Origin of the sequence: Streptomyces solitudinis (genome assembly GCF_036323765.1) — a bacterium.
In the GTDB taxonomy this organism is placed as follows: domain Bacteria; phylum Actinomycetota; class Actinomycetes; order Streptomycetales; family Streptomycetaceae; genus Streptomyces.
The window spans coordinates 523,938-544,060 of the sequence record NZ_JAZDCW010000003.1; the positions used below are offsets into that span (position 1 = coordinate 523,938).

Annotated in this window: 15 protein-coding genes and 1 pseudogene; 5 read left to right on the top strand and 11 right to left on the bottom strand. The window is 74.3% G+C overall.

The features are described from left to right. Positions 1-17 precede the first annotated feature (17 nt). The 4 genes from V1J52_RS09830 to V1J52_RS09845 form a co-directional block, all read right to left on the bottom strand. Positions 18-719, bottom strand: coding sequence for a class I SAM-dependent methyltransferase (locus tag V1J52_RS09830; RefSeq protein ID WP_330139265.1), 702 nt, complete (start codon positions 717-719; stop codon positions 18-20). A gap of 113 nt (positions 720-832) precedes the next feature. After that, positions 833-1,630, bottom strand: a complete 798-nt coding sequence (locus V1J52_RS09835; protein WP_330139568.1) for a hypothetical protein — start codon at positions 1,628-1,630, stop codon at positions 833-835. A 23-nt stretch (positions 1,631-1,653) separates the two neighbouring features. Further along, positions 1,654-2,130: a hypothetical protein gene (locus tag V1J52_RS09840; RefSeq protein WP_330139266.1), complete on the bottom strand. Its 477-nt coding sequence runs from the start codon at positions 2,128-2,130 to the stop codon at positions 1,654-1,656. Beyond that, complete coding sequence (locus V1J52_RS09845) at positions 2,127-4,358, bottom strand: glycoside hydrolase domain-containing protein (protein ID WP_330139569.1); 2,232 nt, start codon at positions 4,356-4,358, stop codon at positions 2,127-2,129. The genes V1J52_RS09840 and V1J52_RS09845 overlap by 4 nt, the downstream gene beginning before the upstream one ends. Before the next feature lie 734 nt (positions 4,359-5,092). Between V1J52_RS09845 and V1J52_RS09850 the strand changes: the two genes are divergently transcribed. Next, positions 5,093-5,722: a GNAT family N-acetyltransferase gene (locus V1J52_RS09850; RefSeq protein ID WP_330139267.1), complete on the top strand. Its 630-nt coding sequence runs from the start codon at positions 5,093-5,095 to the stop codon at positions 5,720-5,722. Beyond that, the gene (locus tag V1J52_RS09855; protein WP_330139268.1) at positions 5,719-6,708 is read left to right on the top strand and encodes an aldo/keto reductase; all 990 of its coding nucleotides are present in this window, start codon (positions 5,719-5,721) and stop codon (positions 6,706-6,708) included. Before V1J52_RS09850 ends, V1J52_RS09855 begins: the two co-directional genes overlap by 4 nt. 75 nt (positions 6,709-6,783) lie before the next feature. On the opposite strand, the gene V1J52_RS09860 is transcribed toward V1J52_RS09855, so the two are convergent. From V1J52_RS09860 to V1J52_RS09880, 5 genes are all read right to left on the bottom strand, one after another. After that, complete coding sequence (locus V1J52_RS09860; RefSeq protein ID WP_443075772.1) at positions 6,784-7,902, bottom strand: lytic polysaccharide monooxygenase auxiliary activity family 9 protein; 1,119 nt, start codon at positions 7,900-7,902, stop codon at positions 6,784-6,786. 229 nt (positions 7,903-8,131) lie between these two features. Continuing rightward, complete coding sequence (locus V1J52_RS09865; protein WP_443075773.1) at positions 8,132-9,901, bottom strand: ATP-binding SpoIIE family protein phosphatase; 1,770 nt, start codon at positions 9,899-9,901, stop codon at positions 8,132-8,134. 162 nt (positions 9,902-10,063) lie between these two features. Continuing rightward, entirely contained in the window at positions 10,064-10,594 is a 531-nt protein-coding gene (locus V1J52_RS09870; protein ID WP_330139269.1) for a VOC family protein, read from the bottom strand. A 55-nt stretch (positions 10,595-10,649) separates the two neighbouring features. Beyond that, entirely contained in the window at positions 10,650-12,854 is a 2,205-nt protein-coding gene (locus V1J52_RS09875; protein ID WP_330139270.1) for a SpoIIE family protein phosphatase, read from the bottom strand. A gap of 109 nt (positions 12,855-12,963) precedes the next feature. Continuing rightward, positions 12,964-13,479: a hypothetical protein gene (locus V1J52_RS09880; RefSeq protein WP_330139271.1), complete on the bottom strand. Its 516-nt coding sequence runs from the start codon at positions 13,477-13,479 to the stop codon at positions 12,964-12,966. Positions 13,480-13,721: 242 nt separating this feature from the next. Here V1J52_RS09880 and V1J52_RS09885 point away from each other — a divergent pair, with 242 nt between their 5' ends. The 3 genes from V1J52_RS09885 (at position 13,722) to V1J52_RS09895 (ending at position 16,692) form a co-directional block, all read left to right on the top strand. Then, positions 13,722-14,537 (top strand): SAM-dependent methyltransferase, encoded by an 816-nt coding sequence (locus V1J52_RS09885; protein ID WP_330139272.1) that lies wholly within the window; start codon positions 13,722-13,724, stop codon positions 14,535-14,537. Positions 14,538-14,656: 119 nt separating this feature from the next. Continuing rightward, a complete protein-coding gene (locus V1J52_RS09890) occupies positions 14,657-15,055 on the top strand; it encodes a rodlin (protein WP_330139572.1) in 399 nt (132 codons plus the stop codon). 188 nt (positions 15,056-15,243) lie between these two features. Next, on the top strand, positions 15,244-16,692 hold the full coding sequence (locus V1J52_RS09895; protein ID WP_330139273.1) for an FGGY family carbohydrate kinase: 1,449 nt from the start codon (positions 15,244-15,246) through the stop codon (positions 16,690-16,692). Between the two features lie 48 nt (positions 16,693-16,740). On the opposite strand, the pseudogene V1J52_RS09900 reads toward V1J52_RS09895, so the two are convergent. Together V1J52_RS09900 and dnaG are read right to left on the bottom strand one after the other, a co-directional pair. Further along, a pseudogene (locus V1J52_RS09900) lies at positions 16,741-17,667 on the bottom strand (RNA polymerase sigma factor); the annotation flags it as partial. A 530-nt stretch (positions 17,668-18,197) separates the two neighbouring features. Continuing rightward, the gene (dnaG, locus tag V1J52_RS09905; RefSeq protein ID WP_330139274.1) at positions 18,198-20,108 is read right to left on the bottom strand and encodes a DNA primase; all 1,911 of its coding nucleotides are present in this window, start codon (positions 20,106-20,108) and stop codon (positions 18,198-18,200) included. Between the last annotated feature and the right edge of the window lie 15 nt (positions 20,109-20,123).

The window sequence follows — 20,123 nt, forward strand, 5'->3', positions numbered from 1 at the left end:
GTCCCCCGCGCCGGACGTCACGCGCCCGGGGGCGTGGCGACGGCCCGCACCCAGCTCCGGTCCTCCGTCAGGTACGCGTCGGCCGCGAGGCCAGCCTCCGCGAGAGCGGCCTCGAACTGCTCCGCCGTGAGCGGCCGGGTCAGGAACGTCTGCGTCCAGGCCGCGTCCGGGAACGCGTACTCCGCGTGGACGGAGTTCACCCCGTCACCGGCCGGCTCCGCCGACACGAACCGCACGGTGTACCCGGCCGGGTCGACGCGTTCGCGCGGCAGGTCCGTGTGCCAGTTCTCGCCCTCGCGCTGGATCAGCACGCAGCCGCCGGGTGCGACGTGCCGCGCGCAGGCGCGCAGCATCGCCTGCCGTACCGCGGTGTCGGCGGTGTGGACGAGGAACGACGCGAGGAGCACCACGTCGAACGTCTCGTCCAGGCGCAGTTCCTCGATCGGGCTGCACACCGTGCGCGCTCCGCGGACGCGGTCGAGCATCTGCGGGGACTCGTCCACCGCCGTCACCGTGAAGCCGCGTTCGAGGAGCGCGTGCGTCACCCGGCCCGCGCCGCTTCCCAGCTCCAGGACGCGCGCGCCCGGGGGTGAGGCCGCCGCGATGACGGCCGGTTCGGTGCCGGGCGGCAGCCGGGCGTACAGCTCGACCGCGCAGCCGTCCGGGGTGATGACCCCGGGCCCCGTTCCCCGGTGCCCTGCTCGCGTCCTCGGCTCCATGCCCGTCCAACGGCCCGCGGGGGGCCGCCGTTCCCGCGCGGGCCGGCCGTGCCGCGCGGACCGGGGGGCGGGAGGACGCGGCGTCCCCCCGCCCCGGTGTTCGGGCGCCGGGGTCAGGAGGCGCGCTGGTGGCGCTCCAGGGTCTTCGCCTCCTTGCGGCGGCTGCCCTCCAGGACGTCGACGGGGGCGCCCGCGCCCTTGCCCGGGGTGGCCCGCCACCGCCGGAGCCGGGCCGCGACCCGGGCCAGCCCGCCGTCATCCGGCGGCACGTCGAGGTAGAACAGCGCCTCGTGCGGCACCTCGTCGTCCCCGCCCCAGCGGACGACGCCGTCGAGCTCGGCGAGGATGTCGCGGATCACGAGCCTCTGGTCGGGGAAGAGGCCGCCCGAGGCGCCGTCCGGGTAGTGCCCGGGCCGGATCTGCACGGCCGTACCGGAAGCCTGGTTGCCCTCCGGCATCCCCTTGCGGACGGTGCCGGGCCTGCGCCAGCCGATGACGTCGCCCTCGCGCAGGGTGTCGGCCTCGTAGTGGAAGCGCCGGATCACGTGGACGAGGACGGTCTCCACGTCGCCGAGGCGGACGGCCACGCCGTGGAGCGGGGTGCCGGCCACCGGGCGCGTCCAGACGGAGCCGCCCGCGTCGGCGACCTTCTCCATCTCCCAGCCGTTCGGGCTCCTCACCCCGGTGAGGACGCGCTTCCTGTCCTTCTCGTACTGGGCGAGTCTCTTCTTCCGCTCCTTCTCGAACGCCGCGTAGTCGAACGCGGCGGCCTTCTTCCCGGCGTCGGGTCCGACGGGGTCCCGGCCGGCCGCCAGGGCGGCCGGCCCCCAGGCGGAGGCGGCGGTGACCACGGCTGCGGTGCTCGTGGCGACGGTCAGCACCTTGCGGCGCGACACACCGGAGTTCTTCATCTTCTCCACTCGTTCCTCGCGGTTCAGGTCTGCGGCTTGTTCTTCAGGTGGTGCGCGGCGGCGAAGACGGCGGCTGCCGCGGCGACGCACGCCAGGACGGTGACGGCGGGGTTCACGTAGCCCGGTACGCCCACGGCGGGCCCCTGGCCGCCGGGCAGCACGCAGGTGAGGCCGAGCGGGAACCACTCCGCCCCGTAGCCGCTCACGTGCTGCATCCGGTCCCGTCCCACCACGGGCAGGCAGGCGTCGAAGGGGGCGTCGCCGGTGGCGTACGCGAGGCGGAGGACGCCCCACGCGTAGCAGGCGGCGGCTCCCGCGGCGCACGCGACGGCGAGGTCCCGTGACCTGGCCGCGACGCCGCCCGGGGGCCCGCCGCGCTGGGCCCAGGACGAGCACAGGAACACCACACCGACGGCGGCCGCGGTCGCCGCCGCCGCGAGGGCGCCGAGCAGCGCGGCCGGGCCGTGCGGGCCGGACGCCTCCGCCGCCGCGGCGATCACTGGCGCCGCACGATGCGGTTGTACGTCTCGAAGATCTGGTAGAGCGGCATCCGCTGCTTGGCGTGCTTCTCCGCGGTGTCGCCCCAGCCCTGGTAGCGGCGCAGGAGTTCGTAGATCTCGTGCTCGGTGTAGTCCAGCCGCGGCGTGCGCAGCGTCGTCTCGCCCTTCGGCGGGTTGCTGCCGCCGGGCTTGCCCGCGGCGCCCCAGATGTGGGCGAGCGCGACGCTGGTGACGCTGAACGAGTTCTCCTGGTTGAGCTGCTGCCACATGACCCACAGGTCGTCGTCCACGGTGTGGTCCAGGACCGGCCCCTCGGCGAGGCCCCTGTTGACGCAGTGGTTCCACGCGAGGATGCCGACGGTGCCGCTCATCTGGGCGATGCCGGTGCTGGAGTCGCGCTTGGGGACGATGTCCTTGCCGCCCGCGCCGGTGTGGTAATAGACGACGGCCGCGTCCGCGACGGTGAGGTCCACGTAGTCGTAGTGGCGCATCTCCCAGTACGTGGACGTCTGGATGAGGGACTTGCGCATGGAGTAGCGGTGGGACAGGTCGGTGATCAGGGCGTCGTGCGCCATGACCGTCTCCAGGCACTGCTGGTGCGAGTAGATGCGGGACACGCTCTCGTCGGGGTGCCCGATCGACCTCATGTACTCGCCGACGTCGGAGAACAGCGCGTTGAGGAACGCCGCGTCGAAGCGGGTGTCCGGCAGCAGGGTGACGCGGGGCGGGTCGAAGCTGCCCTGGCCCCGGTCGCGGCCGGAGGCGATGTTGTTGTCGATGTTGAGGTGGCCGGCGCCCGAACCGATGTCGATCGTGACGATCTGGTCGTAGGCCCAGTCCGAGGGCAGCGCGTAGCCGTAGTTGCCGGAGAAGCCGCTGGACATGTCGGAGACGAAGCTCGCCGTGCTCAGCCCCGCCTCGCCCACCCGGGTGCACACGTTGCGCGGGCCGTAGACGCCGATCTCGTACTGGAAGCCGAACTGGGCCAGGCCGTCGCGGATGCCCCGGAAGTGGGGGATGACGTTGTCGGTCACCTGGTAGTCGTAGACGTCGTAGTCGACGGCGAAGAAGATGCGGGTCCCGTTCTTGAACCCGTGGTCCTTGGCGGCGTTGCCCGCGGCGACGCCGGCGGCCTTGCCCTGCGGGTAGCTGAAGGAGTCGGCGTCCCGGCCGTACGTCTGGTAGATGGGGTAGCAGCGCAGCCCGTTCCGGGCGATCGTCGCCAGCTCGCCCGGCTGGATCGCCTTCTCCGGCAGGTCGGTCGGGTGCGGGTTGGTGAGGTAGCGGCCGACGTAGACGTACCCCTGCGCCTTGAGGGTGTCGGCGCGGGCCTGCGTGATCATGGTGACGCCGTCGCAGGCGGTTCCCTTGCGGGTCTGGTCGCCGTAGGAGACCAGGAGCGAGGCCCAGGTGGCGAAGTCGCCGATGCCGGTGACGGGCAGCTCGCAGAAGCCCTGGAACGAGGAGACCGCGCTGGACAGGGCTCCGTTGAAGGTGCCGCCGAAGGTCACCTCGGTGCGCTGGTTGAGGATCATCGCCGCGCTGAACAGCAGCGTCCAGGTGCCACTGGAGCCGACGTAGAGCGTGTGCTGCTTCAGGCCCGCCCTCGTGCCGGGGCCGAACACGCCGTTGGCCACGCCGTCGGCCATGCCCAGCTCGTACTGGACGGCCAGCAGCATGGAGTTGGCGACGGTGCGCGAGTGGTGGCCGTCGCAGGGGACGATGAAGAAGTCCTTGCGGTCGACGTAGCGCCAGTTGAGCCACTGCTGGATGGAGCGGACCGACTGGCTGCCCCCGTTCACGACGACGTACGGATCCATGGTGAGGAGACCCTTGAAGACCTTGGGCACCAGATCGTCGCCGGGGTAGGTGCGCTCGACGCCCATGTCCGTCTTCAGGGCCGTCACGGACGCGGACACCCGGGCGTTGTAGATGCCGTCGATGTCGCCGCCGTCGTACCCCTTGCAGTACAGGGCGGACTGGATGAGGCGGCAGAAGTCCGCGGACGGGACGGTGCCGCGGTTGATGCGGGGGTACTTGGCGGTGAGGGCCGACAGCGTCCCGGGCCCGAAGTTGTCGGACAGGGACGAGATGCCCAGCTCGTACTGGAGGCAGCGGGTGAGGGCGTGCATGACCTCCCAGCTCGTCCGCCCGTTCTCCGCGACCGTGGGTATTCCGTCTCTGGGCGCGTATACCTGGTTGATGAATTTCTGCGCGCGCAGGACCATCTCGTCCATGCAGGAACCCTCCTTTTGCGGGGCGTGTGACGCTCTGTCGGGAGGGAACCCTAGCCGCGGAACGATCGCTGGTGCAGATCATTTCACACGCGGGTCCGCGCCGGGGATTTCCTGCTGCGTGGAAATGCGGAGCAGGTGCGGAATGTCCCCTCATGTCATCGCTTCCTCCCTCCTGGTAGCAGGCAATTGTCTCTGCGGTGCGGCGTTGCGCCGCGGGGCGGAACGGGCCGTGCCGAAGTGATGCCTCGTTTTCGGCGGTTCGTCCCTCGGTGTGGCTGCGAGCTGGGCGTATGCCGCTCCGGGTGCCGAATGCCGGGGAGGGACGCGGCACAATCCACCCGAAAAGGCGACTGAATCCGCGGCCGTTTCTGCCGCCTCCCCCCTTGAATGCGGATGACCCGGTGGCGAGTTGTTCATCCGAAGAGTGCGGGTGGTATTACGGCCGCTGGCGGGGCGGGAGTCCGCATTTCCGGCGGCGGCGCGTTCCGGTACCGGCCGGGAATTGGCGTCATTGCGCCAGATTCTTGTCCGGGCGTCCGGCGGCGGAGTGGCAGTCGGCTGGCGGAATGCGCGGGGCGGCGACGGACGAACCACCACGCACCGCCCCGCGTCACCGGGCGGTGCACGCACCCGGCCGTGCGCGGCGGGCCGTGACGCGGGGCGGAAGGGCATGCGGCCCGGGAACGCGTTGTGGGAGCGCTCTTGCCGGTGGCAGGATCGGACGGATGAACGAACGAGCCATCGTGCGGCCGTACCGGCCGTCGGACCGGGACGACCTCTACGACGTCTGCGTGCGCACCGGCCACCAGGGCGGTGACGCGCGGGAGCTCTACGCGGACCACGACCTGCTGCCCGACGTCTTCGCCGGTCCCTACGCCGAGCTGGAGCCGGATCTCGCCTTCGTGCTGGACGACGGCGAGCGCGTCGTCGGCTACGTCGTGGGAGCGGCGGACACCGCCGTCTTCGCCGAGCGGTTCCGCACCGAGTGGCTGCCCCGTGTGGCCGGGCGCCACCCCGCGCCCAGCGGGCCGCCGACGACGCCGGACGAGCTGGTGCGCGGGCTGCTGCACCGGCCCGGGCGCATGGTCGTGCCCGAGCTGGCGGACCACCCCGCGCACCTGCACATCGACCTCCTCCCGGCGGTCCAGCGCAAGGGGTACGGGCGGGAGCTGATGGACGCCCTGTTCGCGGCCCTGCGCGAACGCGGCGTGGCGGCCGTGCACCTGGGCATGGCCCCGCAGAACACGGCCGCCGGACTCTTCTACGAGCGGCTGGGCTTCCGGCGGATCGACGTCCCCGGCGCCGGGGACGTCACGTACCTGGGGCGGACGACGGCTCCGCTGGAGCGGCGGTGACCGAGGCCCCGCGCCGGCGGCGGCTGGGCCGCGGCGCGGTGGAGGTCACGGAGCTGGGGTTCGGGGCGGCCGGGATCGCCGGGCTCTACGCGCCCGTCGGCGAGGAGCGGGCCCGGCAGGCGGTGGACGCGGCCTGGGAGGCGGGCGTCCGGTACTTCGACACCGCGCCGCACTACGGCCTCGGCCTCTCGGAGCGGCGGCTCGGCGCCGCGCTGCGCGGCAGGCCGCGCGGGGAGTACACCGTGTCGACGAAGGCCGGGCGGCTGCTGGTGCCGCACGCCGGCGGCGGGGACGACCTGGCCGACGGGTTCGCCGTGCCCGCCACCCACCGCCGGGTGTGGGACTTCAGCGCCGACGGGGTCCGCCGCAGCCTGGAGGAGAGCCTCACGCGGCTCGGTCTGGACCGTGTGGACGTGGTGTATCTGCACGATCCGGACGACCACGGCGAGCAGGCTTTCGGCGAGGCGTACCCGGCGCTGGAGCGGCTGCGGGCGGAGGGCGTCGTCGGGGCGATCGGCGCGGGCATGAACCAGGCGGAGATGCTGACCCGCTTCGTGCGCGACACGGACGTGGACGTCGTGCTGTGCGCGGGCCGGTACACCCTGCTCGACCACCGGGCGCTCGACGCGCTGCTGCCCGAGGCGGCGGCGCGCGGTGTCTCCGTGGTGGCCGGCGGCGTCTTCAACTCCGGTCTGCTCGCCGATCCGCGTCCCGGCGCCCGGTACGACTACGCGCGGGCGCCCGGCGCCGTCCTGGAGCGGGCGCTGCGCCTCCAGGAGGTCACCGAGCGGCACGGCGTGCCGCTGCGGGCCGCCGCCCTGCGCTTCCCGCTGGGCCATCCGGCGGTGGCGGGCGTGCTGCTCGGGGCGCGGTCCGCGGCGGAGGTCCGCGACGCGGTGGGGCTGCTGCGGTGCCCGGTGCCCGACGCGCTGTGGGCGGAGCTGCGGGCCGTGGGGCTGCTGCCCGACCACGCGCCCGTTCCGTGACGGGCCGCCGGTGAACCCCGCGGGCGGGCGGGCGACCGGCTGTCCGGCCGCCCGCCCGCCCGCGCGGGGTGTGGATCAGTGCGTCATGCAGTGTGCGGTCGGGAGCCCGCTGCCGGTGCCGCCGTTCGCCACGTAGCCGAACGTCGTCGAGGCACCGGGTGCCAGACTGCCGTTCCACTGCGCGTTCTGGACGTACACGTCGGAGCCGTCGGCGTTCACCGTGCCGTTCCAGGCGTTCTGCACGGTCTGGCCGGACGGCAGGGCGAAGTGCACGGTCCAGCCGGTGACCGGCGTGTCGCTGGTGTTGGTGACGGTCACCTCGCCCTGGTGGCCGCCGGACCACGAACCGGCGGCGCGGACGGAGGCGGTGCAGGCACCCGGGTCGACGGGGTCACCCGGGTCGCCGGGGTCACCGGGGTCGCCGGGGTCACCCGGGTCACCCGGGTCGCCCGGGTCCGTGTCCGCGCCGGGGTAGGTGACCTCGCCGTTACCGCCGTCGAAGGCGACGTCGGAGCAGCTGTAGAAGGTCTCCCGGCTGTCGGAACGCTCCCACACCATGTAGATGAGGTGACGGCCGCTCTTGCCCTCCGGCAGCTTGCCGGTCCACTTGTAGGCGCCCTCCACGGTGCCGACCGAGCCGGACAGCGGCGGGTTGGTCACCTGCGCGAACGGCTGGTCCTCCAGGTCGTCCCAGCCGAGCGGCTGGTTCGGGTCGTAGCCGTCCTTGGTGACGTAGAGGTGGAACGTGCCCGGGTGCGCGGCCCAGGCGTTGTAGGAGAACTCCGTCTGCGCGCCCGAGGTCAGGTGCGTGTAGGGCCAGTCGCTGCGGGCCTGGTTGAACGCGGTGAAGTCGTACGGGCCGCCGCTGCCGCCGCTGCACAGCTGGCCGTCGGGGATGAACCCCTCGGTCCGTCCGGCTCCGTCCGAGCGGAGCACGGCGAACCAGTTGTAGAAGGGCGTGGAACCGCCCTGGTCCAGCGCGGCCCGGCAGGCCGGGTTGGACGGGTCCATGGCACCGCTTGCGGTGCGGGCGTTCTCCCAGCACAGGTAGGTGCGGCTGCCGGGCTTGAGCGGCGCGCCGTGGGCGGACGCCTTGTCGGCGTTGAGGAAGAACAGGAAGCACAGGCCCGGCAGGGCGGCCATCAGGACCAGCAGTGCGCGCACGCGTGGCTGGACCCGGCCTGACAGGTCCATGCCACTCCAGGAAAGTGAGCGGGTCGTCATCGCGCGTATGTCCCTTCGTCGCGATGGGCGTGGGGTGGTGGGGTCGTCACGAAACGGGAGCGGCACGGAACAACGCGAATGGGAGCGCTCCCATTGCTGAACGTAGCGCGCACCGCGCCGCGTGTAAATCCCTTGTGCCGCGCGAGTGTGCACCACGTTACGGAGCGGGGAGGAACGCCTGGCGCCGGTCAGGTGCCGGTCACGCGGCGTCGGGCGGGAGCGGCACGTCCTGCTCCGCCCACACCACCTTGCCGGCGGCCGTGCGGCACGAACCCCAGCGGCGGCACAGCAGGTTGACGAGCTGGAGCCCGCGCCCGCCCTCGTCGCTGAGCGAGACGTGCTGGATCTGGGGCAGGTCCGGCCCGGTGTCCGAGACCTCCACCAGCAGCCTGCTGTGCCGCAGCATCCGCAGGGTGCCCGGCCCGCCGCCGTAGCGCAGGGCGTTGCCGACCAGCTCGCTGACGACGAGTTCCGTGGTGTCCGCGAGGTCCTCCAGCCGCCAGTGGCCGAGCTGCTCGCGCACCAGGCGGCGGGCCGCGCCGGCGGCGGAGCCGTCGCCCGGCAGCGTCCACTCCGTCAGCAAAATCTCGCCCTGGTCCGGGTGCGAGGCGGCGACGACGGCCACCGCCTCGTCGAACCGCCGCCCGCCCGCGGGCGCGGCCTCCACCAGCGCCTCGGCCCGCAGCCAGCCGCCGGCCATCACCTCCGTCGTCTCCCGCAGCCGGTCCGACTGGACGTCCGGATCGGCCCCGCGGTCCTTCAGGAGCCCGTCGGTGTACAGCACCAGCCGGGTGCCCTCGGGGGCGTCCAGCCGTGCCGCGTCGTAGGGGATCACCCCGCTGCCCAGCGGGGCGCCGACCGGCAGCCCGACGTAGCGGGCGCGGCCCGCGGCGTCCACCACGAGCGGCTGCGGGTGTCCCGCGGCGGCCAGGGTGTAGGTGCGCGAGAGCGGGTCATGGACGGCGACCAGGCAGGTGGCCACCTGGTCCTCCTCCAGGTCGCGGGCGGCCAGGTCCATGCGCGCCAGCACCCGCTCGGGGGCGATGTCCAGCGCCATCAGGGTGCGCGCCACCGTCCGCAGCCGGCCCATGGTGGCCGCCGCCGCGAGGCCGTGGCTCATCACGTCCCCCACCACCAGGGCGGTACGGCCCCCGGGCAGCCCGACGACGTCGAACCAGTCGCCGCCGACGCCGCCCGGGTCGGTGGTGGGCGCGTAGCAGGTGTCCACGGTGAGCCCCGGCGTCACCGGCGTGCCCCGCGGGAGCAGGCTGCGCTGGAGCGTGACCACGGCCTGCCGCTCCCGTCCGTACAGCCGGGCGTTGTCGATGTACACGGCCGCCTTGGACGCCAGCTCGACGGCCAGCGCGACGTCCGTGCGGGTGAACGCCGGACGGCTTCCGGCCCGGACGAAGTCCGCCATGCCCAGCAGCACGCCGCGCGCCACCAGCGGCACCGCCATGTAGCTGTGCACCCCGGCCTCCCGCAGGGCGCGGGCGGAGTTGCGGGTCGGCGCGATGAGTTCGTACTGGCCCGGGGCGATGCGGCTCACCAGTACCGGCTTGCGGCTGGTCAGGCAGCCGCTGGGGATCGTCGCGGAGGGGTGGAACGAGATGTCGCCGACCGGGTCCGGTTCCAGGTCGAGCCCGCGCACCTCCGCGACGGCGATGGCCCGGGTGACGGGCGGGCCCGCCGTGAGCCGCCGGTCGCCTTCCTCGCCGCGCAGGACGCCGTCCAGCAGGTCCACGGCCGCGCCGTCGGCCAGTTCGGGCACGGTGTAGTCCGCCAGCTCCTGGGAGGTCGTCTCCAGGTCCAGCGTGGTCCCGATGCGGGTCCCGGCCTCGTTGAGCCAGTTCAGGCGGTCCCGGTCGGGCAGGAAACCGGCCAGCGCCTCCCTGGTGCGGCGCACCACGAGCGAGGCCCGCCCCGCGCCGGGGGACGGCCACCGCCGGCCCGGTCGCCTGTGCTCCACGGCCACGGCCTCACCTCCTGCGCCGGTCCGCCGGCCCCCCGCTGGGCCGAGCGCGTCGCGGCGTCGTGGCCCGTCCCATTCTGCCCCGGGCGCCCCCGGCCGTCCTTCCGGGGGCGCCCACCGGGCGCAGGGGAGGGACCGGGCGGGGCCGGCGACGGCCTCTCAGGGCCGCCAGCGGCGGCGCCGGGTGCCGTCCTCGTACGGCTGTGCGTCCGGGTAGGCCAGCAGTTCGAGCGTGCTGCCCCACGGCGTGCGGGTGTAGACGAACCGGTTCCCCGGCCCCGACTCGGGACCGGGCAGCGGACGCGGTTCGCCCAGCACGGTGCCGCCCGCCTCGGCGACCCGCGCGGCGGCGGCCCCGACGTCGTCGGCGTAGAGCGCCAGGTGCTGCCAGCCCAGGTCGCAGGGGAGCGCGGGCCCCCGCCCCCGCGGCCCGGCGAACTCGAACAGTTCCAGCCCGGGGCCGTGCGGCAGCGCGAGCATGCGGATCGCGCGCTGCTCGGTGCCGGGCGGCACGCCCAGCCGGTCTTCGAGCCCGGTCCCGCCCTTCGGGCCGTCCTCGCGCCGCAGGGTGTCGTACAGCACCTCGGCGCCGAGGGCGTGGCGGAAGAACGCGGTAGCGGCCTCCAGGTCGGGCACGGTGACGCCGACGTGGTCGATGCCGCGGACGGCGGGGCGGGGCTGCTCGGTCATGGCGTGCTCCGGAGGCGTGGCGGTGTGGGGATGCGCGGGACGGGGGACGTGCGGGTCAGCGGGCGCGGCGCAGCAGCAGGACGGCGATGTCGTCGTGCTGCGCACGGGCGGCGGCGGGGGCGACGAGCCGGTCGGCGAGCGTGCCCAGCTCCAGGTCCCGGTCGGCGTCGAGCCGTTCCAGGAGGGCGGCCACCCCGCTCGCGTAGTCGCTGCCGGGCCGCTCCACCAGGCCGTCGGTGTAGAGCAGCAGGGCGGCGCCGGGGGTGAGCTGCACCTCCGTCACCGGATGGGTGTCGTCGGGGAAGCAGCCGAGCGGCATGCCGCCGGGCGTCGCCAGCTCCAGCGGAGGTCGGCCCGGCTCCAGGAGCACCGGAAGCGGGTGGCCCGCCCGTGCGACGCGCAGCCGCCCGGCCGCCGGATCGGCCTCGACGACGCAGCAGGTGGCGAACAGGTCGGTGTCCAGGTCGCACAGGAACCGGTTCGCGCGGCCCAGCAGCCCTCCCGGCCCCCGCGCCCCCGCCGCCTGGGTTCCCATCGCCGTGCGGAGCTGGCCCATCACCGCCGCGGCGGGGGCGCTGTGCCCCTGGACGTCACCGATGACGAACACCACCCGGCCGTCCGGCAGCGGCAGCACGTCGTACCAGTCGCCGCCGACGTCCAGCCCCTCGGCGCCGGGCCGGTAGCGCACGGCCAGCTCGGCGCCGGACAACTCGGGCAGCCGCCGGGGCAGCATGAGCTGCTGGAGCTCGGTCAGGTACGCCCGCCGCGCGTCGTACAGCCGGGCGCGGGCCAGTGACTGGCCCAGGATGCCCGCCGCCGCGGCGAAGACGGTGCGGTCGTCGGGGGAGAAGGTGCGCGGCCTGTCGTAAGTGATCACGCAGGTACCGACCAGCCCCTCGGCCGACACCAGGGGCAGGATCGCCCACGCCTGCTGCCCGGGGCGCGGTCCCAGCCGCTCGTCGGCGATCCGCTCGCGGTAGGCGTCGGCGGACTCCACGAACATCGGCACGCCCGCCCGCAGGTCCGCGAAGACCGGGTGCTGGTGGGCCACCTCGCTGATCCGGCGCAGGTGCCCGGTGCCCTCGGCGTCGTAGCCGCGGGCCCCGGCCAGGCGCAGCCTCCCGCCGTCCTCCCGCAGGAAGACGGCCATCGTGGTGCCGCCGAGCGCCGGCACGGCCGTCTCGGCGACGGTGGCGATGATGTCCTCGGTGGTGAGCGCCGCGACCAGGCTGCGGGTGAGGGAGAGGATGAACTCCCTGCGGGCCTCCCGCCGCTCCCCCCGGTCGTGCTCCTCGGTGCGGTCCTGGACGACCCCGATCATGCCCTGGGGCTGCCCGTGCCCGTCGTACACCACGCTGCTCTCCGCGTCGACCCACCGCACCCCGCCGTCCGGCCGGACCACCCGGTAGGTGACCTGGTAGCTGCCGGTGCGGTGGCTCTCCGCGACGGCCGCGTCCACCGTGGCCCGGTCATCGGGGTGGAGGAGGCCGAAGAACGTCTCGATGCGGCCGTCGAAGGCCTCGGGGCTGATGCCGAACAGCTCGCACAGCCGTTCGTCCCACACCAGGCGCCCGCTGGGGAAGTCCCAGTCGAAGGTGCCGATGTGCGCGTTGGACATGGCCAGCTCCAGCATGGTCGCCCGGCCCCTGCCCTCCGCCACCGCCGGCGGCCCGGCCGGACCCGCGCCCGGCTCCGTCACCGCCCCCGTGGCCGGGGGCTGCGCGGCGGTCGCCTGCCCGCTGCCGGGAGCGCCCGCCAGCAGCAGGCGTTCCCAGCGGTTGGCGCAGACGGCGGCCACGGTCGTCAGCCGGTGCTCCCGGGCCGCGTCCAGCGAGCTGCCCGCCGGCAGCGGGAGGCTCAGCGCGCCCAGGCACCCCCCGTCCACCAGGAGTGGCAGAGAGACGAACTCATCCGCCACCCGCAGCCGCTTGAGCCCCTCTTCGAGCGCGTCGGACGTCGCGCGCGGGAAGTCCCCGGCGGTCGAGTAGACCGGGCGCCGCTGCCGCACCGCGCGGGCGGCCGGGAGCGGGGAGTCCACCGGCAGCAGGCGGTAGGGGGCGAGGAAGTCGTCGGTGAACTCGCGCTGGGCCGCGATGCGCAGCACCCCGTCCCGGCCGAGCCGGTGCAGCACCCCGGCGCCCCGCGCGGAGCCGGGCTCCGCGGCTTCCACGGCGCGGGCCAGCAGGGCCTCCTCGTCCGGGGCGCCCAGCAGGGCGACGAGCGCGTCGCCGAGCGTCCGATCTCCAGCCGCGCTGCCCATGCCATCCCTCGACGGTCCTCGGCTTCGGTGCACGGCCCATCGTCCCCCAGGCGGGGCGGTGGCGCACGACCGGCGCGCGTGGCGGCGCGTCGCGGGTCAGCCGGGACGGTCAGCCGGGGACGGGGTCGGCCTGGAGGCGGGCCAGGAGGGGCGCGCGGTGCAGCTCGGCGACCGGGCCGACGAGATCGGGGTGGCGCAGCAGCGGTGCGGCCTGCCGGTCGTGTTCGTCGGGAGCGGTCAGCCGGCGGAACTCGCGCGGCGTGACGCCGGCGTGCTCGGACCCGGCCAGCGCCTCGACGGCGGCCCGTGCCAGCTCGGGCGAGGCCAGCAGGCAGGCCGCCCAGCTCGCGACGACCTCGTCGACCCACGTGCGCCAGGCGTACTCGGCGGCGTCCCGCGCTCCGGCGCCGACGACCCGGTCCAGCCGGGCGGAGCCGCCGCAACCGGCCATCGCGGCCAGCGCCGCGTCCACCTCGGTCGGGTAGCGCAGCCAGGCGGCGACCGTGGCGGCCTGCCGGGCCTGGGCCTCGGCCAGGGCGGCGCTCATGGCCCCGCCGGGCGGCGGGTAGGCGCGGGTCAGCCAGCGGGCGGTCGCCGCTATGACGGAGGAGAAGTCCACGGACACGGCAGCGAACCTCCCGGTGGTCCGACGTCCGGCATCCCCGGGGCCGTCCGAACCGGCGCCGGGAACCGGCACGGTACCGCGCCGGGCCGGGTGCTTCCCATGACCTGGCTCACGGAAAGCGCGGAAGGAGGCATGAAAAGCGCGCAACGGGGAACAGCGGTCCGGCCGAGCCTGGCCGGAGCCGGGGCCGGACGGTACGTTGGCCCAGTGAGCAGGTGTGACGCACCCGACAGGAGAAGAACGTGACAGACGGCGGCTCCATAGCCGGGAACCAGTCGGTGCCGGTGATCGACAGCAGCGTCCCGCACTCGGCGCGGATCTGGAACTACTGGCTCGGCGGCAAGGACAACTACGAGGTCGACCGGATCGCGGGCGACCAGTTCCGGGAGGCGTTCCCCGGCATCGCCGCCAACGCGCGCGCCTTCCGCGGCTTCCTGTCCCGGGCCATCCACTACCTGGCCGCCGACGCGGGCATGCGGCAGTTCCTGGACATCGGCACCGGGCTGCCCACCTTCGACAACACCCACGAGATCGCGCAGCGGGCCGCACCGGCGTCGCGCATCGTCTACGTCGACAACGACCCGCTGGTGCTGACGCACGCCCGCGCGCTGCTCAGCAGCGCGCCGGAGGGCGCCACGGCCTACCTGGACGCCGACCTGCACCAGCCCGACGCCATCCTGGAGCAGGCCGCGCGGACGCTGGACTTCGACCGGCCCGTCGCGCTGATCCTCAGCGGCATCCTCGGCCACGTCATGGACGACGGCGAGGCCCGCGGGATCGTGGCGCGCCTGATGGCGGCCCTGCCCTCCGGCAGCCACCTGCTCGTCTGCGACGGCACGGACACCGACGCGACGCTCAACGAGGCACAGGAACGGCACAACGACGGCGGCGCCGTCCAGTACCGGCTGCGCAGTCCCGAGGGGATCGCCGCGTTCTTCACCGGCCTCGACCTCGTCGAACCGGGCGTCGTCTCGTGCCCGCTGTGGCGCCCGGCGGCGTCCGAGATGGGCGTCCCGGTCGCCGTCGACTCCTACGGTGGAGTGGGCCGCAAACCCTGATGGTGGCGTGTAGATACGACTACTGAGCTGGTCGGGTGAAGCAAGAGAACTTCTGCCCGGACCACGAGTTGTCCAGTTTGCTCCGGCAGCGGGGCATCCCAGATTCGGAAGGAAAACTCGTGATCAAGAAGGTGCTCGCCACGGCAGCTGTGGCAGCTTCCGTCGTCGGTGCGACCGGTGCCGCCGCCACCCCCGCCCTGGCCGCCGTGGGAAACGACAACGCCGCTCAGGAAGCCGCTCACGGCAACGGCGCGAAGAACGCCTACGGCAACACGACCACGGGCGGCTACATGAGCCCGAACATGAGCCTGGTCAACGGGTCGCTGAACAAGCCGTGCATCGCGGTGTTCGGCAAGGTGCCGATCCTCATCAACGACATCATCACGGACCAGAACAACGTGTCCTGTTCCGAGAACGTCAGCACGGTCGACGGTGACGACCCGCTGTCGCACATCCTGTCGGACATCCCGATCCTCTCGGAGAACGGCTCCCAGAACGGCGCCGTCAACCGGGGCTGAGCGGTCCGTTCCCGTCGGCCGCAGGGGTCGCCCTGCGGACCCGGCCACTCCGCGGACTTTCGGGATCTGGCTCCTTCTGACCGGTGGCCCGCACGCAGCCCCCGCCGCGCGTTCCGCGCGCGGCGGGGGCTGCGCCGTGCCCGCACCGGTGGACGGCGACGCCGCCGGGATACGGCATCATCGTCCGCATGGGGATAGTCGCCGGTCTGGACAGCTCGTCCGAGTACACCCGCATCGTCGTCTGCGACACCGACACGGGTGCCGTCATCCGCCAGGGCTACGCGCCCCATCCGGGGCCGGAGGCCGAGGGCGGGGGCCGGCGCACCGAGATCGATCCGCAGGCGTGGCTGCTGTCGCTCGGGGAGGCGGCCACCGGCGGGCTCCTGGAGGGCGTGCAGGCCATCGGCGTCTCCGCGCAGCAGCAGGGCGTCGTCCTGCTGGACCACGCGGGCAACGCCGTCAGTCCGGCGCTCGTCGGCAACGACCCGCGCGCCCAGACCGCCGCCGCCGACCTGGTGGACGGGCTCGGCGGCCGGGCCGCCTGGGCGCAGGCCGTGGGCCTCGTGCCGCAGCCCGGCAGCCCCGTCACCAAGCTGCGCCGCCTGGCCCTGGACAACCCGGAGGCCGCACGCCGCACCGCCGCCGTCCTCCAGCCGCACGACTGGCTGACCTGGCAGCTGCTGGGCCGCCCCGTCCGCCGCGTCACCGACCGGGGCGACGCGTCCGGCACCGGCTACTGGTCCGCCGGGACGGGCGCCTGGCGACCCGACCTCGCGGAGCTGGCGCTGGGCCACCAGGTGGCGCTGCCCGAGGTGGTCGGACCCGCCGACGCCGCCGGGCAGACCCCGGAGGGGCTGCTCATCTCCGCCGGGACCGGCGAGACGATGGCGGCTGCCTTCGGGCTCGGCGTCGGCCTCGGTGACGCCGTGGTCTCCCTCGGCGCCTCCGGCTCCGTCTCCGCCGTCCACCACGAGGCGCTGGCCGACCCCACGGGCACGATCAGCTCCTACGCCGACGCCACCGGCATGCACCTGCCCGTCGTCCGCACGGTCAACGCCGTCCGGGTGCTGCGCGGCGCCGCCGACCTGCTGAGCTGCGACCTGGAAGGGCTGTCCGCGCTCGCGCTGAAGTCCACGTCCGGCGCCCACGGGCTCGTCCTGCTGCCCTACCTGGAGGGCGAGCGCACGCCCGAACTGCCGCACACCGCCGGAACGCTCGCCGGGCTGCGCCGGGAGGCGATGAAGCCGGAGCACCTGGCCCGCGCCGCCTTCGAGGGCATGCTCTGCGGGCTCGCCGACGCGCTGGACGTGCTGCGCGGGCGCGGCGTGCAGGTGCGGCGGGTGTTCCTGCTCGGCCCGGCCGCCGACCTGCCCGCCGTCCAGGCCATCGCCCCCGCGCTGTTCGGCGCGCAGGTGCTCGTGCCCGCGCCCGCCGACTACACCACGCTCGGCGCCGCCCGGCAGGCGGCCTGGGCCCTGGGCGTCGCGCACGGGCGGCTCCCGTCCGGCGAACCGCCGCAGTGGCCCGCCGCCGAGGCCCGGCTGTTCGACCCGGGTGACGACCTGCCGCTCGGCCAGGCCGTCCGCCAGCAGTTCACCGCCGTGCGCGACGAGACGCACCCGCACGCGTTCGGCTGAGCCGCCCCGGCGCGCGGGTGCGGACGGCGGGGTGCCGGTGCGGCGGGCTCAGTCGAGGTAGCCGCGGAGCTGGTCGGCGAACGCGTGGTGGCGCAGCTTGCTCAGCGTCTTGGACTCGATCTGCCGGATCCGTTCGCGGGTGACCCCGAACACCCCGCCGATCTCCTCCAGCGTGCGCGGACGCCCGTCCACCAGCCCGTACCGGAGCTGCACCACCTCGCGCTCGCGGTCGCCGAGCGTGGAGAGCACCGCCTCCAGGTGCTGGCGCAGCAGCAGAAACGCCGCCGTCTCCACCGGGGAGGGCGCGTCGCCGTCCTCGATGAGGTCCCCGAGGTGGACGTCGTCCTCCTCGCCGACCGGCGCGTGCAGCGAGATCGGCTCCTGGGCGAGCCGCAGCACCTCGCACACCCGCTCCTCGGTCAGCCCCAGCAGCACGGCGACCTCCTGCGGGGCGGGCTCGTAGCCGCGCTCCTGCAGGACGCGGCGCTGCACCCGCACCACCCGGTTGATCAGCTCCACGACGTGCACGGGGACGCGGATGGTGCGCGCCTGGTCGGCCAGCGCCCGGGACATGGCCTGGCGTATCCACCACGTCGCGTAGGTGGAGAACTTGAAGCCCCGCGCGTAGTCGAACTTCTCCACCGCCCTGATCAGCCCGAGGTTGCCCTCCTGCACCAGGTCCAGCATGGTCAGCCCGCGCCCCACGTACCGCTTGGCGACGGAGACGACCAGCCGCAGGTTCGCCTCGATGAGGTGGCGCTTGGCGAGGCGGCCCCGCACCACGAGCCGGTCCAGGTCCAGCGCGAGGCCGCCGGTGACGCCGGCCTCGCGCGCCAGCCGCTCCTCGGCGAACAGCCCGGCCTCCACACGGCGGGCCAGCTCCACCTCCTCGGCGGCGCTGAGCAGGGGGATGCGTCCGATCTCGCGCAGGTACTGGCGGAACAGGTCGGCGGAGGGGCCGCCGGTGTCCGGGCGCAGCGGACCGCCCGGCCGCCGGGCGGGCGTGGCTCTCGGGGCGGGCGCCGGCGCGGAGCGGCCGGGTGACGGCGCCGGGCTCTTTGGCCGGACGGGCACCACGGCGGTCCCGCCCAGCGGCGCGGTCAGGGGGGCGCCGGTCAGGGCGCCGGCCGGGGCCGCAGAGGTGGGGGCGGCGCTGGTCGGGGTGGTGCCGGTCAGGGTCTGGGTCTGCACGGGGGCGACCTCCAGGTGATCGCTGCCAGGTCCGTAACGGCGTGCGGGACGGAGGCGGCCGCGGCGGGTGTGACCGACGCCGTCCGCCCCCGGGCGAGCGAGCGCAACCGGTGTGCGCGGAGGGACCGCGCTCGGAACGCTGAGTTACTTGCGAGACACCGCCCCCAGTGTGCGGTACGGCACACTCCGCTCAGTAGGGGTCTGCGCACAGTTTTTCCCACATCCGGCTACCGGACGCGCCCGTAGCGCTACGGACGGACGCCTGCTCCGCGCGACTCGTCGGCGAATGCCCCGGTCCGTCCCCCGCTACGGCGTCACAGCGCGGACGCGCCCCGGGCGCGCAGCGCCGTCGCGTACTGCTCCAGCACCCACAGCTCCTGCCACACCGCCGCGGAGCGCTCCTGCGCGCCCTGCGCGTCCATCCGGCGCGCGGTGCCCTCCAGCTCCGCGACGCGCGCCCGGACCGCCGCCAGCCGCACGCCCACGAGCTGCTCGCCCGCGTAACTCTCGTCGGGCTCCCCGCCGCCGGGGCAGCGTGGCGGCTCGACGGTCAGCTCGGTGACCAGCCTGCGCGCCGTGTCGTCCGGCACGGCCTCCCGGACGCGGTCGAGGTAGCCGTCGTCGGCGGCCTCCGTGCCGCCCGCCGCCTCGATGGCCCGGCGCACCAGGGCGTACGGCTCGGCGGTGAACTCGTCCGTCCCGTAGGCGTCGAACGCGGGCGCGACCAGCTTCGGGTACTGGAGGGCGAGCTTCAGCAGCTCCCGCTCCCGCAGGTGCGCGGGGCTGCGCAGGTGCAGGGCCGGTCCGTGCACCCCGGGCGCGGGCCTGGCGGCGTGCGGCTGCGGCGGAACCTCCGGGCGGCGGACGGCGTCCCGCCGGGAGCCGCGGCCGCCCTCGCGCTTCCAGCGGGCGAGCTGCCCGACCCGGCGCACGACGAACTGGGTGTCCGTGATGCCGAGCAGCCCGGCCAGCCGGACCGCGTACTGGTGCTGGAGCGAGCCGTCCTTGATCTGCGCCACGATGGGCGCCGCCGCCTCCAGCGCCGCCGAGCGGCCCTCGGCGGCGTCCAGGTCGTGTTCGGACACCACCGAGCGCAGGGCGAACTCGAAGAGCCGCGAGCGGCTGTCGATCAGCTCGCGCACCGCCGCGTCGCCCTGGGCCAGCCGCAGGTCGCACGGGTCCATCCCGCCGGGGCTGACGGCGATCGAGGTACGGGCGGCGAACTTCTGGTCGTCCTCGAAGGCGCGCAGCGCGGCCTTCTGCCCGGCCGCGTCCCCGTCGAAGGTGAAGACGACCTCGGAGCGCGAGTTGTCCATCAGCAGGCGGCGCAGGATCTTGATGTGCCCCTCGCCGAAGGCGGTGCCCGAGGTGGCGATCGCGGTCGTCACCCCGGCCAGGTGGCAGGCCATGACGTCCGTGTAGCCCTCGACGACGACGGCCCGGCCCTCCTTGGCGATGTCCCGCTTGGCCAGGTCGATGCCGTAGAGCACCTGCGACTTGTGGTAGACCGGCGTCTCGGGGGTGTTGAGGTACTTCGGGCCGTTGTCGTCCTCCCGCAGCCGGCGGGCGCCGAAGCCGACGACCTCCCCGGCGATGTCGCGGATGGGCCACATCAGCCGCCCCCGGAAGCGGTCGATCGGCCCGCGCCGCCCGTCCTGGGAGAGGCCGGAGAGCACCAGTTCCCGGTCGGTGAACCCCCGGCCGCGCAGGAAGCGGGTGAGGTGGTCCCACCCGGCGGGGGCGTAGCCGACGCCGAAGTGCCCGGCGGCGTCCCTGTCGAATCCGCGCTCGCCCAGGAAGCGCCGGGCGACCTCCGCCTCGGCGGAGTCGAGCTGCTCGGTGTAGAACTGGGCGGCCACCTTGTGGGCCTCCACCAGCCGGGTGCGCTCGCCCTGCTGGCTGGCGCGCCCGTAGCCGCCCTCCTCGTAGCGCAGGGTGATGCCCGTCTGCGCGGCCAGGCGCTCGACGGCCTCGGAGAAGGAGAGGTGGTCGACCTTCATGAGGAAGGCGATGGTGTCCCCGCCCTCCTGGCAGCCGAAGCAGTGGAAGAGGCCCTTGGCCGCGCTCACGTGGAAGGAGGGCGACTTCTCGTCGTGGAAGGGGCACAGCCCCTTCTGGTTCCCCCCGCCGGCGGGGCGGAGCTGGAGGTACTCCGAGATGACGGCGTCGATCGAGACCGCGTCCCGTACCGCCTTCACGTCGTCGTCGTTGATCCTGCCCGCCACGTCGGCCAGTCTACG